At 71.8% G+C, this 16481-nt stretch carries 13 protein-coding genes; 4 read left to right on the plus strand and 9 right to left on the minus strand.

Annotated features, from left to right (window positions below; translation table 11 throughout):
- Window positions 1–52: 52 nt before the first annotated feature.
- Window positions 53–808 (minus strand): hypothetical protein, encoded by a 756-nt coding sequence (locus ACZ7PG_RS25935; protein WP_470241660.1) that lies wholly within the window; start codon window positions 806–808, stop codon window positions 53–55.
- The gene (locus tag ACZ7PG_RS25940) at window positions 805–1380 is read right to left on the minus strand and encodes a papain-like cysteine protease family protein (protein ID WP_470241661.1); all 576 of its coding nucleotides are present in this window, start codon (window positions 1378–1380) and stop codon (window positions 805–807) included. Before ACZ7PG_RS25940 ends, ACZ7PG_RS25935 begins: the two co-directional genes overlap by 4 nt.
- A gap of 247 nt (window positions 1381–1627) precedes the next feature.
- On the opposite strand from ACZ7PG_RS25940, the gene ACZ7PG_RS25945 reads away from it, so the two are divergent.
- Window positions 1628–2626, plus strand: coding sequence for a hypothetical protein (locus ACZ7PG_RS25945; RefSeq protein WP_103341215.1), 999 nt, complete (start codon window positions 1628–1630; stop codon window positions 2624–2626).
- Here ACZ7PG_RS25945 and ACZ7PG_RS25950 read toward each other — a convergent pair whose 3' ends face one another.
- Window positions 2627–3232, minus strand: coding sequence for a TetR/AcrR family transcriptional regulator (locus ACZ7PG_RS25950; RefSeq protein WP_470241662.1), 606 nt, complete (start codon window positions 3230–3232; stop codon window positions 2627–2629).
- A gap of 49 nt (window positions 3233–3281) precedes the next feature.
- On the opposite strand from ACZ7PG_RS25950, the gene ACZ7PG_RS25955 reads away from it, so the two are divergent.
- The gene (locus tag ACZ7PG_RS25955; protein WP_470241663.1) at window positions 3282–4724 is read left to right on the plus strand and encodes an MFS transporter; all 1443 of its coding nucleotides are present in this window, start codon (window positions 3282–3284) and stop codon (window positions 4722–4724) included.
- Window positions 4725–4767: 43 nt separating this feature from the next.
- Here ACZ7PG_RS25955 and ACZ7PG_RS25960 read toward each other — a convergent pair whose 3' ends face one another.
- The 3 genes from ACZ7PG_RS25960 to ahcY form a co-directional block, all read right to left on the minus strand.
- On the minus strand, window positions 4768–5211 hold the full coding sequence (locus ACZ7PG_RS25960) for a type II toxin-antitoxin system VapC family toxin (protein WP_470241664.1): 444 nt from the start codon (window positions 5209–5211) through the stop codon (window positions 4768–4770).
- A complete protein-coding gene (locus tag ACZ7PG_RS25965) occupies window positions 5205–5492 on the minus strand; it encodes a FitA-like ribbon-helix-helix domain-containing protein (RefSeq protein ID WP_470241665.1) in 288 nt (95 codons plus the stop codon). Before ACZ7PG_RS25965 ends, ACZ7PG_RS25960 begins: the two co-directional genes overlap by 7 nt.
- Window positions 5493–5603: 111 nt before the next feature.
- On the minus strand, window positions 5604–7076 hold the full coding sequence (ahcY, locus tag ACZ7PG_RS25970) for an adenosylhomocysteinase (RefSeq protein WP_470241666.1): 1473 nt from the start codon (window positions 7074–7076) through the stop codon (window positions 5604–5606).
- Window positions 7077–7169: 93 nt separating this feature from the next.
- Here ahcY and ACZ7PG_RS25975 point away from each other — a divergent pair, with 93 nt between their 5' ends.
- Complete coding sequence (locus tag ACZ7PG_RS25975; RefSeq protein ID WP_470242413.1) at window positions 7170–9428, plus strand: hypothetical protein; 2259 nt, start codon at window positions 7170–7172, stop codon at window positions 9426–9428.
- 48 nt (window positions 9429–9476) lie between these two features.
- Here the strand turns inward: ACZ7PG_RS25975 and ACZ7PG_RS25980 are convergent, their stop codons facing one another.
- The 3 genes from ACZ7PG_RS25980 to ACZ7PG_RS25990 form a co-directional block, all read right to left on the minus strand.
- Window positions 9477–10139, minus strand: a complete 663-nt coding sequence (locus ACZ7PG_RS25980) for an LPXTG cell wall anchor domain-containing protein (protein ID WP_470241667.1) — start codon at window positions 10137–10139, stop codon at window positions 9477–9479.
- A gap of 262 nt (window positions 10140–10401) precedes the next feature.
- Window positions 10402–11928, minus strand: coding sequence for an amino acid permease (locus ACZ7PG_RS25985; RefSeq protein ID WP_470241668.1), 1527 nt, complete (start codon window positions 11926–11928; stop codon window positions 10402–10404).
- Window positions 11929–12028: 100 nt separating this feature from the next.
- Window positions 12029–12946 carry a cation diffusion facilitator family transporter gene (locus ACZ7PG_RS25990; RefSeq protein ID WP_470241669.1) on the minus strand — a complete coding sequence of 306 codons (918 nt, stop codon included), beginning with the start codon at window positions 12944–12946 and terminating at the stop codon, window positions 12029–12031.
- 178 nt (window positions 12947–13124) lie between these two features.
- On the opposite strand from ACZ7PG_RS25990, the gene ACZ7PG_RS25995 reads away from it, so the two are divergent.
- Window positions 13125–16031, plus strand: a complete 2907-nt coding sequence (locus tag ACZ7PG_RS25995; protein ID WP_470241670.1) for an AfsR/SARP family transcriptional regulator — start codon at window positions 13125–13127, stop codon at window positions 16029–16031.
- The last annotated feature ends 450 nt before the right edge of the window (window positions 16032–16481 follow it).

The raw sequence follows: 16481 nt of genomic DNA on the forward strand, positions 1-16481 counted from the left end.
GAACCGGCGGGCTCGGTGGAAGGGGATCGACGCCGAGCCCGCCGGTTGGTCTTCAGGCGGAGATCCGCCTCAGGTGGAGCACGTACCCGGCGCCGCTGACGGCCAGCACGCCGACGAGGATCAGCAGCGGAACCCAGCCGGTGTCGTGGCCGGACGGTGCCGGGCCGCCGTCGCCGCGGGGCATCACCTGGGACGTCGCGTCGTAGCCGCCCGCCTCGCCTTCGCGGGCGTACGCCGAGCCGGGGAGCTTGTCCGCGTACCGCGCCGAGACCGTCCGCTGGTAATCGGCGACGTTGACGGTCGTTCGCTCCGGCAGAGACGTGAGAAGACCGTCCCTCACGGCGTACCAAGCATCGATCTGCGGTTCGTGCAGCAGCTGCGCGCCCGCCGGCAGCGTGCGGGCGAACGCCGTCTCGACGTCACCCGAGGCGATGTTGCCGATCTGCCAGGTGCCGTCGTCGCCGCGGACCGACCAGAGCGTCGCGGTCCGGCCGTCGGACGCCACAGCGGGCACCGCGAAGTAGGCGAAGTCACCCGGCGTCGCGCCCGGCTTGCCCACGACGAAGTCCGGCGAGAGCTCGTAGACCGGGTAGGCGCCCGGCGCCACCTGGACCGTCACCGGCCCCTTCGCGTCCGGTGCCTGCGCGAAGAACCGCACCAGCGTGTCCTGGAGGCCCGCCGCCGCGGCGTGCGCGGCCACGGCGTCGGCGCTGCTGATGCCGGTGGCCTGGGCCGCGCCTGACACCGGGGCCGTCATCAGCAGCGCCGCGCCGGTCAGCACGGCGAGCACGAGCGCTCGCCCGCTCATCGGGAGATCCCGGTGAGCGTGTGCGTCCAGGTGAACGACGAGTTGTGCGTGTAGTAGCCGTAGGTCGACCAGTTGTAGCGCTTGGCCGGTCCGGGGTCGCCCCAGTACACCCAGTCGTGGCCGGCGTCGTAGCCGTAGAGGACGTGGGTGTGGCCGCCGCCGGAGCGGTACCCGACGCGGGTCTCCACCGGCCGGTTCGCCGCCGTCTGCGTCCGGACGTCGGCGTAGGAGATGCTGCGGTCGAGGTAGCGGCCCGGCGAGGCGAACCCGAGCTTCGCGAAGGCGCGCTGCGGGTCGGCGAGGGTGCCCGGCAGGTTCGCGCAGTCCTGGCCGGTCTCGCCGTGGGCGAGCTGGCAGAACCGCGTCTGGCTGACCGCGGCGCCGTGGAAGGCCGCGATGGTGGCGCCCGAACCCGCCCAGCACCACTGGCTCCGCTGCTGGGACTGCATCGTGATCAGGGCCTGGAAGGTCGACGGCACTCCGGGCGCGGCTCCGGCGGTGACCGGCGCGACCAGGCACAACATCAGGCTCACGGCCAGTACGGCGTGGACCCGGCTCGACTTCACCAGCACGGACGGCCTCCTGCTCGAACGTGGGCGAACCAGCGGTGGTCACAACGGTGAACAACGCGGTCACAAGGAGCAAGAACGCCATCTGGATGAACGGACCGTTCCGGGGGGCGACCGGAACGCGGAACAGTCACCATCACGTGGCCAACCTCCCTGAACGGGGGTCGGCTGTGCCACTCTACGCTGCTAACGTGAACGTTCCGCGGTGTTCACGCCCAGCGCACACACTGGTCGGGTGAAGGGACGAGCGGTGGCACAAGACGGGAACCTCCCACTGATCATCGATGGCGCCCGTACGACCCGGGCATCGGTCGCCGAGCTGCCGAAAGAGCTGACCGAGGCGCTCCGCACCGGCGAGTTCCACCACGCCCTGAGACTGGCGATCGCCTACCGCGGCCTCTCGCTCGCGCGGCTGCGCGCGCACCTCGCGCTGCGCGGGGTCCAAATCGGACAGTCGACGCTGAGCTACTGGCAACGCGGGCTGCGCCAGCCCGAGGTGCCCAAGGCGCTCCCGGCGGTCCGTGCCCTGGAATCGGTCCTCCAGCTGCCCGCGGACGCCCTGGTGGTGCTGATCGGGCCGCGACTGGTCCGCCGCGGCCACCAGCCCGCGGCGTCGTTCCACGACCTGCGTTCCGGTGACATGGGGTCGATCGTCGAGGACCTGCTGGCCGAGCTCGGCGCGTACCCGTCGTCGAACCACTACAACGCCGACCTCGAGCTGCTGTCGGTCCACGACACGATCACGTTCGACGCCGAGCACCGCCAGGTCAGCCTGCGCACGCGGCTGGTGACGCGGGCGCGCCGGCACGGCCCGGACCGCTACCTGACGGTGTACAACGGCGATCCGGGCTGCCGCATCGACGACGTCGAGCTGATCACCGACGAGGGCTGCCGCGTCGGGCGGATGCGACGCAACCCGGACGCGGACACGATGGCGACGGAGCTGCTGTTCGACCGCAAGCTCGCCGAGGGCGACATCCACGTGTTCTGCTTCGAGGTCCGCGACGACTCGGGCTCGGCGTCGCCGGGGTACTACCGGATGCTGCGCGACCGGTGCGCGAGCTACCTGGTGCAGCTGCGCTTCGACCGCAACGCGCTGCCCGCCCGTTGCACGCGTCAGGTCCGGGCGCGCGACGACGCCCTGCCGGTCGTGGCGGAGGAGCTGGCGTGCGACATGGGCGGGGTGAGCAGCGCGTTCTTCAACGACGCCGGGCCGGGGCTGGCCGGCGTCGCCGTCGAGTGGAACTGATCACGCGACTCCTGCTCGCAGCGCGGTGAACAACCGCTCGAGACGGGCGCGGTGGTCGTCCGCCACGACGTCCGGGTCGCCCCCGTCGATGAGCCGGCTCGCGGTCTCCACCAGCACCGTGGCGTAGCCGGCGATGAAGAAGGCGGCGAACAGCGTCCCGTCGCCGTCGAAGGCCGGGTCGCTCGCGAGTTCGTCGGCGAGGAGCCGTTGGAGGTCCGAGCCGATCTCGCGCACGCGCGCGATCAGGGCGGGTGACGCCGCGACCGTGCGAAAGAACGGGACCGACCCGTCCGCCACGCCGGACAGCCCGTGGCGCTCGTCGAGGAGCCGGAGGGTCGCGTCGCGCAGGGACGCGAGCACGTCGACGCCCGGAGCGCGGTCGCGCACCGCGGCGCGCAGGAGGTCGGCCGCGTCGACCTGGCGGTCCAGCAGGAGGTCCTCCTTGCGCGGGAAGTGCTTGAAGACCGTCACGCTCGAGACGCCGGCCTCCCGCGCGACCTCGGCGACGGTGACCGCGTCGAACCCGCGCTCGAGGAACAACCGGGTGGCGACCAGCGAGATCTTCGCCCGCGTCTGCGGCCCGCCACGCTCGCCGGTCCTGGGCATCGGATCACACTCCCTTGTCTCACTAAACTTAGTCAGTTAACTTAGTGGCATGTCCTCCGAACAGACCACCGGCATTCTCGCCGCACCCGCGCCGCGCTCCTTGCGCGAGGCCTGGGTCGCCCTGGCGGGGCTCTCCGCCGTGTTCCTCTTCGAGATGCTCGACAACTCGATCCTCAACGTCGCACTGCCCACGATCGGCCGCGAGCTGCACGCGTCGACGACGGTCCTGCAGTGGGTGACCGGCGCCTACGCGGTCGTCTTCGGCGGGCTGATGCTGGCGTTCGGCGCGGTGGCCGACCGGTTCGGCCGTCGGCGGATCATGCTCATCGGCCTGGTCCTGCTCGGCGTCGCGAGCCTGGCGACCGCGTTCGTCTCCACCGCGGAGCAGCTGATCGCCGTGCGGGTGGCGATGGGCGTCGCGGCCGCGATGACGACCCCGGGCTCGATGGCGCTGGCGTTCCGCCTGTTCGGCGACGACGGCCTGCGCGTCCGCGCGACCACCCTCATCTCGACCGTGGGTCTCGTCGGCCTCGCGATCGGCCCGACCGCGGGCGGGTTCGTGCTCGCGATCGCGCCGTGGCAGGTCCTGCTGCTGGTGAACGTGCCGGTCGCGGCCCTCGCCTTCGCCGGCGTGCGGTTCGGCATCGCCGCGGACGACCCGGCCGGCCTCCACCGCGACCCGGTGGACGTCCTCGGAGCGGCACTCGGCACGGCGACGGTCGTCCTCGCGCTCGTCGCCCCCACCCTGTTCGTGCACGAGGGCGCTCGAGCGTGGACGCCTTGGGCTGCCACCGCGGCGGCCGTCGTCGCCGGGTTCCTGTTCGTCGTCCGCGAGCGGTCGGCCCGCCACCCGCTGCTGGACCTCAAGCTGGTGGCGCACCCGCTGGTGTCCAGCGGCCTGGCGTTCAAGGCCGCGGCCGGGCTGGCGACGGCCGGCCTCGGCTACCTGGTGACGCTGCAGCTGCAGCTCGACTGGGGCTGGCCACCCGCCCTCGCCGCGGCCGGCATGCTGCCGCAGGTGGTGGTGCTGGTCGCGGGCGGCGCGTTCGTCAGTCCGTTCGTCCGCCGGGCCGGCCTCTCGCGCGCGGCCTGGATCAGCGCGGCGGCGGTGGTGGCCGGGCTCGCCGTGTACGCCCTGCTGAGCCGGTTCGGCTACGTGTGGGTGGCGATCGCGCTGGTGCTCGTGGCCGCGGGGATGCGGGTGGTCGGCGTCGTGGCGGGGGTCAACGTGCTGCGCGGCCTCCCGGAGAACCGGACCACGATCGGAGCGGCCCTCACCGACACGGCCACCGAGGTGACGTCGGGCGCCGGCATCGCCGCGACCGGCACGATCCTCGCTGCGCTGTTCACCGGCGACATCGCTACGGCGCACTGGAGCGTGCAGCAGACGGCGGAGTTCCGGGAGGCCGTGACGGTGGCCGGCCTGACGCTCACGATCGTCGCGGCGGCGCTCGTCGGATGGGGGTTCGTCCGCTCACGGCATGCTCAGTGAGGTCGATGCTTACGCGGGTCGATCCCGGCGAAGAGTTCGACGCTCACCGCACCTCGAATCCGTTGGCCTTCGCGGCGTCGGCCTGACGCTCGTCGCGGGTGACGAAGGTGACGGGCTCGCCGCCGGTCAGCTCGGCCGTGTCGTGCATCGCGACGGCGATGTGGATCGCGTCGAGGGTGCGCACGGGGTAGTTGTCGGTGACCAGCCGTCGAGCGGCGGCGAAGATCCGCGACGGCTCCAACGGGATGACCCCGAGGACCGACCTTGCGTCCTCGTCGAACTGGGCCAGGAACGCGCGGGCATCCGGAATCCGGCCGGTTCGCTTGGCCGCCGTGACCGCACTCGCGAACTCGAGCCGGGTCAGCTCGCTGGTGAACACCACGTGATCACCGTCGATCAGCAGCTTCCGCAGCTCGGCGTGGTCGGGCTCGTCGACGAGGTAGGCACCGACCACCGCGCTCGTATCGGCGTAGAGGACAGTCACCATTCACCCCTGGTCCAGTCGAGTGCCTCGCTGACGGCCGTACCCCAGCCGCGCGAGAGCCTTTCCAGCCCGTCGTGCCCCGGCGCCTCGCCTTCGGCCTCGAACGTCATCAGCTTGCCTTCGGCGATCAGTCGCCGCTTCCATTCCGCGCGGGTTTCGGTCTTCGCCACTACGCCCCTCAACGCTTCCGTGACCAGGTCGTTCATGCTGCGCCCCTCGGCTTCGGCTCTCGCCTTCAGCCGGGCGTGCAGCTCGTCGTCGATCCTCGTGATCAACTGTTTCACGCCCCCATGATAGCGCATCACCCGTTCGAGCTATCACTGTCGCGAACGCAGAACAAAGGGCCGCCCCGAACACTCTCGGGGCGGCCCTGACCAGCGAAAACTCAGCGAAACTCAGTAGCGGTAGTGGTCCGCCTTGAACGGGCCTTCGACGTCCACGTCGATGTACTCCGCCTGCTCCTTGGTGAGCTTCGTCAGCTCGCCACCCAGTGCGGCCAGGTGGATCTTCGCCACCTTCTCGTCCAGCTTCTTCGGGAGGCGGAAGACCTCCTTGTCGTACTCCTCGTGCTTGGTGAACAGCTCGACCTGCGCGATCACCTGGTTGGAGAAGCTGTTCGACATCACGAACGACGGGTGCCCGGTCGCGTTGCCCAGGTTGAGGAGCCGGCCCTCGGACAGCACGATGATCGTGTTGCCGTTCGGGAAGATCCACTCGTCGACCTGGGGCTTGATGTTGATGCGGCGGATGCCCGGGTAGCGCTGGAGCCCCGCCATGTCGAGCTCGTTGTCGAAGTGGCCGATGTTGCCCAGGATCGCCTGGTGCTTCATCTTCGCCATGTGCTCGACCAGCACGACGTCCTTGTTGCCGGTCGTCGTGATGATGATGTCGGCCTCGGGCAGCGCGTTCTCCAGCGTGCGGACCTGGTAGCCGTCCATCGCCGCCTGCAGGGCGCAGATCGGGTCGATCTCCGTGACGACCACGCGCGCGCCCTGGCCGCGCAGGGACTCCGCCGCGCCCTTGCCGACGTCGCCGTAGCCGCACACGACCGCGACCTTGCCGCCGATCAGGACGTCGGTGCCGCGGTTGATGCCGTCGATCAGCGAGTGGCGGATGCCGTAGCGGTTGTCGAACTTCGACTTCGTCACCGCGTCGTTGACGTTGATCGCCGGGAACAGCAGCTCACCGGCCGCGGCGAGCTGGTAGAGCCGCAGGACGCCGGTGGTGGTCTCCTCGGTGACGCCGCGGATGCCCTCGCCGATCTTCGTCCACTTGCCGGTGTCCGCGGCGACCGACGTGCGCAGCAGCTCGAGGAACACGCGGAACTCGTCCGAGGTGTTCTCGTCCGGGTTCGGCACGACGCCGGACTTCTCGTACTCGGTGCCCTTGTGGACCAGCATGGTGGCGTCGCCGCCGTCGTCGAGGATCATGTTCGGGCCCTCGCCGTCCCAGGTGAGCATCCGCTCGGTGCACCACCAGTACTCCTCGAGCGACTCGCCCTTCCACGCGAAGACCGGGACGCCCTTGGGCTCCTCGGTCGTCCCGTGCGGGCCGACGACGATCGCGGCGGCCGCGTGGTCCTGCGTCGAGAAGATGTTGCAGGACGCCCAGCGCACCTCGGCACCCAGCGAAACCAGCGTCTCGATCAGGACCGCCGTCTGCACGGTCATGTGCAGCGAGCCGGAGACGCGCGCACCGCGCAGGGGGTAGACCTCCGCGTATTCGCGCCGCAGCGCCATCAGTCCGGGCATCTCGTGCTCGGCGAGGCGGATCTCCTTGCGGCCGAACTCGGCGGCCTCGAGGTCGGCGACGGCGAACTCGATGCCGTTGCGGGTCTCGTGCCGCTTGGCAACGCTTTCGGGGGTCATAGTGGCGATTCCTCCAAGACTCGATGACGTCCGAACACTACCGTTGTCCGCTCGACCTTCCCTAGGATCGCGTAGGAGGCCTGCACCGTGCCCATGCCCGGCCCGGACACCCGCGTCGTCGAAATCCGTGTCGCCGGCCTGGTGGGCACCAGTGGCGAGACCCTGCTCGACGCGGTCTCCACCGTCGACGTCGCCGGCGACGGGCTGGGTCGCGTGGTCCGCCCGGCGGACCGGCTGCGACGCCCGGCGCCCGGGCCCGTGCTGCCGGCGCTGGGCCGGTCGATCCCGCGGACCCTCGAAGGCTACCTGTGGCACGGGATGACCTCCGGCGGCGCCGCGAAGGCGACCTGGGCGCTGCTGTTCCCGTTCTCCCTGGCCAACGTCGCGTTCTGGATGCTGCCGCCGGCCCCGCCCGGACGCCGGCTGCCGCGCGTGCTCGGCGCGGTGTGCCGTGGCCTGCTGCGCGTCGGCGCCCTGCTGCTGACCATGCTGCTGATGGGCCAGCTCGCGGCGATCGCGCTCGACCTGTTCGCCACGCAGTGCCTCGCGCCCGGGTCCGGCTGCCTGCCCGCGGTCCCCGACGCCGTCCGCTCGGTGCCGGCGCGGATCGCGGTCGGCGTCGTGCCCCTGCTGGTCGTGATCTTCGTGCTGCACCGGATCTCGTCGGCGACGTGGGCGGTGCACGCCGACGGCGACCTGACCGAGGGGCCGCTGCGGATGCGCGCCGACCCGGAGACGCCGGCGCTGCGCTGCCTGCACACCGTCGCGGCGCTGGCCTCGGTCGCGCTGCTGCTGCTCGGCGGGCCGTTCCGGGTGCCGGGCGACGGCTTCGACCTGGTGGTCTGGATCGTCACGCTGGCGCTGGTCCTCGCGACGGTCGTCGCGGCCGCGATCGGCGTCGACACCGGCCGGGTCGCCCGGCCGGGGGTGATCGCGCTGGCCGCGCTGCTCGTCGTCGTGGCCGCGGTGCGGCTGCGGCCCGGCGCGGGCCCGCTGCCGGGGACCAACGGCGTCGTCGAAGGGCTTGGCGCGGCGCTGGTCGCCGTCACGGTGCTGTTCGCGCTGTTCCTGGCCCCGGCCGCGCTGCTGGCGCGGTCCGCCTGGGTGCACAAACCGCGCCGGCTGCGGCCGTGGCTGGGCGGCTGGGCGGCCGCGCCGGTGCTCGCGCTGGCCGGTCTGCTCGGCGGCGGGTTCGGCGCCGGCCTCGCCGAAGCGCTCCGACGGCTTTCCGGCGCGGAGCCCCTGCGCGTGCCCGACACGTATCTGCTGGTCACGGTTCTGTGGGGAGCCGGGCTGGCGCTGGCCGCGGTGCTCGCCGTGCTGGGTTTCGCGGTCGCCGTCCCGGTGCGCCGGCTGCGCCGCGGCGTCCCGGCGATCGTCGAGCTGATGGAGCACGACGAGCACCAGGAGGCCCAGGCCGCGGCGGCGTGGGCGCGCTCGGCGTGGGAGCGGCGGCACCTGCACCACCTGGCCCTCACGGTGGCGTCGGCGATGTCCGCGGGCGGCGCGGCGCTGCTGGTGCTGCGGTTCGGGTTCGGGCTGGTCCCCGGCTGGTTCGGGCCGCTGTCCGCGATCGGCGTGGTCGCGCTCGGCGCGCTGGCCGCGGGCCTGCTGCGCGTCGTCTACACGGCCGCGCGGACCCCGCAGCGCAGCCGGCACCTCGGGGCGCTCGCGGACCTCGTCTGCTTCTGGCCGCGGGCGGCGCACCCGACCGTGCCGCCGTGCTACGCGCTGAAGGTCGTCCCCGAACTGGCCGCGCGGGCGCGCGAGCACCTCGCCGAACCGGGGACGCGGGTCGTGCTCTCCGGCTACAACCTCGGCAGCCTGCTCACGGTGATGGCCGCCGCCCGGCTGGCGGCCGAGCTGCCGGCCGCCGACCTCGAACGCGTCGGCGTGCTGACCGCCGGCTCCCCGCTGCAATGGGGCTACCAGCGTGCTTTCCCGGCGTTGCTCCCGCAGGAATCGCTCGAAACGCTCTTCGCGGACCTCGACGGCCGTTGGCGCGCGCTGTGCCGCGGCACCGACATCTTCGGCGGCGGCGTGACGACCTGGCGGCACGAGGTGTCCGACCGGCAGCTCTTCGGCGTCGGCTACCAGCCCGAAGGCGGCACCGGCCCGTTGAAGGCGAAGGCCGACGCCAACGGCGTCCTCATCCTCGGCGGCGACCACTGGCTGCCGGACCCCCTGCGCGGCCCGACCGGACGGCACCGCTGGGCGCCGGGGGTGCTCAAGCACCAGGACTACGTGGTCGACGCGGAGTGGGACCACGCCGTCGCGATGGCCGCCGGTCTCGGCAAACCCACCGGCGGCGAGCAGGGCCTGCTCTTCGGGGACTTCCCCCTGAAACAGTGAAGGCCCCTCGCCGGAGCGAGGGGCCTTCGACCGTGAGCTAGCTCAGCTTCACTCGGAAGCCTTGCGACGGAACTTCAGCAGCGCGAGCAGGCCGCCACCGCCGAGGATCAGCAGGCCGGCGATCCAGACCAGCCACATGTTGTCGAAACCGGTGTTGGCCAGGCCACCGCCGGTGCCGGACTCGTTGCCAGCCGGGACGACGGCCGGAGTCGTGGTGCTGGTCGGCTTCACGGTCTCCGAGGACGCCGGGGCGCTGGGCTTCGTGGTCTCGGTCGGCTTGGTGGTCGGCGGCGTCTTGGTCTCGGTCGGCTTCGTGGTCTTCGTGCCGCAGAGGTACCAGTGGTCGATGTCGGCCTGGTGACCATTGCGGCTGAACGGCGCGCGCAGGTCGTTCCACGGCGCGGTCTTGCCGAGGCCCTTGGCGCCCGGGGTGTAGTCGTTGAAGCCGTCGTCGCCACCGACGACGACGATGCGCGTCACCGTGACGCCCTCGTGCACCTCGGAGATGTTGAGGCGGTTCTTGACGATCTTGCCCTCGACATCGGTCTGCTTCAGGTCGGTGCCCTTGGCACACGGCGTCGCGTTGCCCGGCGTCGGGTGCGGGCGGGTGTCGTCACTGTGGCAGGCCAGCGCGGAGCCGGCGGTGCCGATGAGGGCGGCGGTGGTCAGCGCCATGATCGCGACGGCGCCGCGGAAGGTACGTCTGCGCATTCAGAACTCCTGATACCGGCGGGGAGGTAGCACTTGCGAAATCTGGGGTCGCGAAGCCACCGAGCGTGCGAATCACGCTGCTGTAATTCACCCGTCAGTGGCACGCGAAGGATCGAAAGGTATCGCACGTCACTCGGTCGGCTACACCGGGTCCCCTTTTAGGCACGAAACGCAAGATCGTCCGATGTGAAGTTCCGCGAAAAAAGCCCCGCCGACCTGCGCGAACGCGGATCGGCGGGGCTTCACGAACGGGTGGGTGACGCTAGGCCTCCGGGGCCTTGAGGGGCTCGTCGAGACCGTCGGCCTGCCGCTTGCCGAGCAGCGAGTGCCGGCGGCTGTAGGCGAAGTAGATCACCACGCCCACGATCATCCAGGCGACGAACCGCAGCCACGTCAGCACCGTCAGGTTCAGCATCAGCCACAGGCACGCGAGGATCGCCAGGATCGGGATCAGCGGCACCAGCGGCACCTTGAACGCGCGGGGCAGGTCGGGCCGCGTCCGGCGCAGGATCAGCACCCCCGCCGAGACGAGCACGAACGCGAAGAGCGTGCCGACGTTGACCATCTCTTCGAGCTTGTCCGCCGGGAAGAAGCCGGCCGCGAGCGCGACCAGGCCGCCGACGATCAGCGTCGCGCGCTTCGGCGTGCCGTGCTCGCCCGTCTTGGCCAGGCCGCGCGGCATCAGGCCGTCGCGCGACATCGCGTAGATGATCCGGACCTGGCCGAGCATCAGCACCATGACGACGGTGGTCAGGCCGGCCAGCGCGCCGAAGGAGATGATGTTGGCCGCCCAGTCGACGCCGTTCGCGGAGAACGCCGTCGCGAGAGTCTTGTGGCTGCCGTCGCCCGCCGAGGTGGACAGGTCCTTGTACGACGTCATGCCGACGACCACCAGCGAGACCGCGACGTACAGCACGGTGACGATCGCCAGGGAGCCCATGATCCCGCGCGGGACCGCCTTCTGCGGGTTCTTCGTCTCCTCGGCGGTCGTCGCGACGATGTCGAAGCCGATGAACGCGAAGAACACCAGCGAAGCGCCGGCCAGCAGGCCGAAGACGCCGTACGAGCTGCTCGCACCGCCCGCGATCAGCGAGAAGAGGGACTGGTCGACGCCGGTCTCGCCGGCACCGCCGGTCGAACCCGGCGGGATGTACGGCGAGTAGTTCGCGCCCTTGATGTAGAAGATGCCGAGGATGATCACGAACAGCACGACGGCGACCTTGATGCCGGTGATCACCATTGAGACCCGCGAAGACAGCTTCGTGCCGACGGCCAGCAGGATCGTCAGGATCGCGACGACGACCAGCGCGCCCCAGTCGACGGTCACGCTGCCGATGTCGAACGTCGTCTTGGCGCCCTTGCCGAAGAGGTAGCCGAGCACTGTCTCGAGGTAGACCGACCAGCCCTTGGACACCGCGGCCGCGCCGACGGCGAGCTCGAGGATCAGGTCCCAGCCGATGATCCACGCCATGAACTCGCCGAACGTGGCGTAGGAGAACGTGTACGCGCTGCCCGCGACCGGCACGGTCGAGGCGAACTCGGCGTAGCACAGCGCCGCCAGCGCGCAGGCGATCGCGGCGAAGACGAACGCCAGCGAGACCGACGGGCCGGCGTAGTCGCCGGCCGTCCGCGCGGTGAGCGTGAAGATGCCGGCACCGATGACGACCGCGACCCCGAACACCGTGAGGTCCCACGCGCTCAGGTTCCGCCGGAGCTTGGTATCCGGCTCGTCGGTGTCCGAAATGGACTGTTCGATGGATTTAGTGCGCCACAATCCCGTTCCGGGCACCGTTGACCTCCTGCGGCTGGCCTGCGTGTATCGCGGTAGGTCACCCTATCGGGTCAGACGCGTGACGGCTCACCGAGCGGCGAGAAGTGGATCTTGAACCCTACTTCGCGAGGCTGCGGTCGAGGTCCGGCTCGAGGTAGATCAGCTTGGCGACGGGCACCTTGGCGCGCACGCGGGCCTCGGCGTCGTCGATGGCCATGGCCAGCTCGGCGGTGTCGAGACCCGGCACCATCGCCAGCTTCGCCGCGACGAGCAGCTCGTCCGGGCCCATGTACTGGGTCCGGATGTGGATGACGCGCTCGACCTTGCCCGCGGCGAGCTCGTCGACGATCGTCGCGAGCACCGGCTCGTTGGCGCCTTCACCGATGAGCAGGCTCTTCATCTCGACGATCAGGATGATCGCGATGACGCCGAGCAGCGCGCCGATCGCGAGGGTGCCGACGCCGTCCCAGACGGGGTCGCCGGTGACGACCGAAAGCCCGACACCCAGCAGCGCGAGGACCAGGCCGATCAGCGCGCCGGCGTCCTCCAGGAGGACGACGGGGAGCTCGGGCTCCTTGGCCTGGCGGATGAAGCCCCACCAGCTCGCGTCGCCCTTGATCTTCCGGGACTCGCCGATGGCGGTGTAGAAGCTGTAGCCCTCCAGGCCGACCGCGACGACGAGGATGATCACGGCGACGATCGGCGACTCGAGCGGCTCCGGGTGGCCGATCTTGTGGATGCCTTCGTAGATTGCGAAGGCGGAACCGAGGGTGAAGAGCATCAGCGCGACGATGAAGGAGTAGAAGTACCGGTCGCGGCCGTAGCCGAAGGGGTGTTCCTTGTCGGCCGCGCGCTTCGACGTCTTCTGGCCGAGCAGCAGCAGGCCCTGGTTCGTGGTGTCGGCCAGCGAGTGCACGGACTCGGCCAGCATCGACGACGACCCGGTGACGAGGAAGCCGACGAACTTCGCGGCCGCGATCCCGGCGTTCGCCCCGAGCGCGGCGATGATCGCCTTGGTTCCGCCTCCAGCTGACACGACCGCTCCCCTGGTTGGTCCTGAATGTCCGGGTGGAGCCTAATAGGGCCGCGCGCCCGCGGCCGTCCCCGCCCGGGCTAACCGGGGTGCACCGCCGCCGCCTTCGGGGAACCGCCGGTTTCTGTCGTACCCCTCCGCTAACGTGACTCTCCCTGCTCACCAGCCTGGGGAAGGTGACATGGCGTCCTTCGCCGTCCTCGGTCCGCTCGCGATCGAAAGCCCGCCGAGGCACTGGGTCTCGTTGCGTGGCGACCGGCAGCGCACCCTGCTGGCCGTGCTGCTGCTCAACGCCAACCAGCACGTCCACGTCGACGTGCTGGTCGAAGCGCTGTGGCCGGAGCGGCCGCCGAAGTCCTACGCCTCGAACCTGCACACCTACCTCTCGCGGCTGCGCGAGCGGATCGACGGCCTGCGCGTCGAACACGGGCCGCTCGGCTACCGGCTGTGCGCCGAGCCCGGCGAGCTCGACCTGCTCGTCTTCCGGTCGGCCGTCGCCGACGGGCAGCGGGCCGCGGACGCCCTCACCGCGGCGGGGCACTACCGGCGGGCGCTCGCGCAGTGGCGCGGGCCGGTGCTGGCCGGGCTGCACGTCCCGCGGCTCGACGCCGACGTCGCGCGGCTGGAGTCCGAACGGCTCGCCGTGTTCGAGGACTGCGTCGACGCCGAGCTCACCGCCGGCCGCCACGGGGAGCTGACCGGTGAGCTGCAGGCCATGATCACCGAGCACCCGCTGCGGGAACGGCTGGCCGCGCAGCTGATGATCGCGCTGCACCGGGCCGGGCGGCAGGGCGACTCCCTGGAGATCTACCGGCGGCTGCGGACCACGCTGATCGAGGAGCTCGGCGTCGAACCGGGCGCCGAGGTGCGCCGGGTGCACGCCGCCGTCCTGCGCGGCGAGGACCCGGTGCCGCGGATGCCGCCGCCGGTCTGGCCGGTGTGCCAGCTGCCGCCGGACATCGCGGACTTCACCGGCCGCGACGCCGAGCTCGCCGAGCTGACGGCCGCGCTGGGCAGCGGCACCGGCGTCCCGCTCGCCGTGCTCAGCGGCGAACCGGGCGCGGGCAAGAGCACCCTGGCCGTGCGCGCCGCGCACCGGCTGCGGGCGCGGTTCCCGGACGGCCAGCTCTACGTGCCGCTGGGGCGTGACGTCGGCGAGGTGCTGGCCGACCTGCTGCGCGCGCTCGGCGTGCCCGGACCGGCGGTGCCGGACGACGTCCGCGCCCGCGCGGCGGTGTTCCGCGGCCGGCTGACCGACCGGCGGGTGCTGGTGGTGCTCGATGACGCCGTCGACCCCGAGCACGTCCGCGCCCTGCTGCCGGGCACGCCGGGCTGCGCGGTGCTCGTGACGAGCCGGCAGCGCCTGAGCGGGCTGGCCGGCGCGCACCGGCTGTCGCTCGGTCCGCTGTCCGACGACGACGCCACCGAGCTGCTGAACCGGCTCGCCGGCGCGCGGGTGGCCCGCGAGCGCGTCGACGCCGGCCGGATCATCGCGGCGTGCGCGCGGCTGCCGCTGGCCCTGCGGATCGCGGGCAGCAGGCTCGCCATCCGCCCGCACCTGCGGCTCGGCGAGCTGGCCGACCGGCTCGAGGACGAGGTCCGCCGCCTCGACGAGCTGACCGTGAGCGACCTCGCCGTCCGGAGCAGCATCGCGCTGAGCCACGAAGGGCTGAGACCCCCGGCGCGGCGCGCGTTCCGGTTGCTCGGGCGGTGCCGGCTGGTCGACCTGCCGGCGTGGGCGGTCACGACGCTCATCGGCGAGGACGCCGACGAGGCCGTCGAAGAGCTCGTCGAAGCGAGCCTGCTGGAGGCGCGCGGCCCGGACGCGACCGGCGAGGGCCGGTACCGGATGCACGACCTCGTCCGGCTGTACGCGGCGGAAGGTCCGCCTCCGGAGGGCGGCGGAGCGTCGACGGTGCTGGCGGCGACCCTCGCGCTGGCCGACGCGGCCGCGGCCCGTCTGCCGCGCACGGTGCCGATGCCGGCGATGGCCCACGAGCCGTTCCCGCAGCCATTGCCGGGTTCGTTGGTCGAGCGGCTGCTGGAGCGTCCGGAGGAGTGGTTCGCGGCCGAGCGCGCGAACCTCGTGCGGCTGATCGGGACGCTGGGGACGCGGGAAGCGTTGCTGCTGCTGGACAAGCTGAGTGTGTACCTGTATCTGCACGGGCATTACGCCGACATGCGCGCGGCGTACGAGACGGTGCTGGCGGCGACGGACGACCGCCCTTCGGCGGCGATCGCGGAGGCGAACCTGGCGCTGCTGCGGCACGCACGCGGCCAGTACGAGGAGGCGGCGTCGGCGTACCGCGAATGCGCGAAGGAGCTCGAGGCGCACGGCGACCACCGCACGCACGCGTGGGTGTCGGCCAACCTGGCGCACTGCCTGATCGGTCTGGGCCGCGCCGAAGAGGCACTGCACACCGCCCGCTCACTGTCCACATTAGACGATCAGCTGGTCCGGGAGGCGGAGTCGGCGGCCCTGCTCAGGCTGGGCCGGGTGGCGGACGCCCGCGAGGTCGACCGGCTGGCCCTGGCATCGGCCCGGGCCACGGGCGACCTGCGCCGGATCGGCACGGCGCTGCACGGGTTCGCGTGGTCGTCCCTGCTGACGGGAGAAGGCGAGGAGGCGACGTCGGCGATCGCGGAGTCGGTGGAGCTGCTGCGGGGGACGATGGCCCGTTCGGCATTGGCGAAGTCGTTGCGCACCCTGGGCGCGATCTCGGCGGCAACGGGAGCGCGGGAGCGCGCGACGGCGGCGTTCGAGGAGGCCCGCGACCTGGCCCGGGATCTGGACGAGCGGCCACGCGAGTTGTCGTGCACACGTGCGCTGGCGGCGGGGTGGATCGGCGAGGGTCGTGCGTCGCAGGCGATCCCGGTGCTGCGGGCGTGCCTCGACGAGTTCCGCGAGATGGGCGGGAAACCGGCGACGGGGTTGACGTGGCTGGTGCTGAGCCGGGCGTGCGAAGAGGCGGGAGATGAGGAGGCAGCCGCCCAGGCGGCTGTCGAGGCGGAGAGGTTGGCCGACCCCCGCGACGCGAGCGCGGCCGCCTTGCGGGGAGCGTTGCTGGCGCTCACGGAGCCGGCCTGACGACTCGGGCGGTCGGCCTCCGGCGAGCGGCTGCTTGCGCCGGCTGCGACCGGCGGGGCCGTATCTCTCGCGAGCACTTTGCTTGCCCGACCGGCTCGGCCCGGCTGCCCTCGTCGGTGAGCGCCCCTCGCCCTCACCGAACCCGCCTCGCAACCGCCGGGGCGTACTTCCCCCGGCAGCCATGCCCCCGACCCGCCCGACTACCGGCACCGGCCAGCAGCTTCTCCGGTGAGCGCCCCTCGCCCCCTCACCGAACCCGGCTCGCAGCCGCCCGGAGCCGTACTTCCCGCGGAAGCCATGCCCTCGACCCCGCCCGACCACCCCCACCGACCAGGCCGCCGCCAACAGTGAGCGCCCGCCCCACCAACCGCCCGATTACCGGCCAGACCGCCCGCCAACAGTGAGCGCCCGCCTGCACCAACCGCCCGACCACCGGCCAAGCCCCTCCGG

The sequence above is a fragment of the Amycolatopsis sp. NPDC114504 genome (assembly GCF_055633595.1).

Coding starts and splice junctions, on each gene's coding strand:
- ACZ7PG_RS25935 (WP_470241660.1), bottom strand. CDS start 808: ATGAGCGGGCGAGCGCTCGTGCTCGCCGTGCTGACCGGCGCGGCGCTG.
- ACZ7PG_RS25950 (WP_470241662.1), bottom strand. CDS start 3,232: ATGCCCAGGACCGGCGAGCGTGGCGGGCCGCAGACGCGGGCGAAGATC.
- ACZ7PG_RS25955 (WP_470241663.1), top strand. CDS start 3,282: ATGTCCTCCGAACAGACCACCGGCATTCTCGCCGCACCCGCGCCGCGC.
- ACZ7PG_RS25960 (WP_470241664.1), bottom strand. CDS start 5,211: ATGGTGACTGTCCTCTACGCCGATACGAGCGCGGTGGTCGGTGCCTAC.
- ahcY (WP_470241666.1), bottom strand. CDS start 7,076: ATGACCCCCGAAAGCGTTGCCAAGCGGCACGAGACCCGCAACGGCATC.
- ACZ7PG_RS25975 (WP_470242413.1), top strand. CDS start 7,170: ATGCCCGGCCCGGACACCCGCGTCGTCGAAATCCGTGTCGCCGGCCTG.
- ACZ7PG_RS25980 (WP_470241667.1), bottom strand. CDS start 10,139: ATGCGCAGACGTACCTTCCGCGGCGCCGTCGCGATCATGGCGCTGACC.
- ACZ7PG_RS25995 (WP_470241670.1), top strand. CDS start 13,125: ATGGCGTCCTTCGCCGTCCTCGGTCCGCTCGCGATCGAAAGCCCGCCG.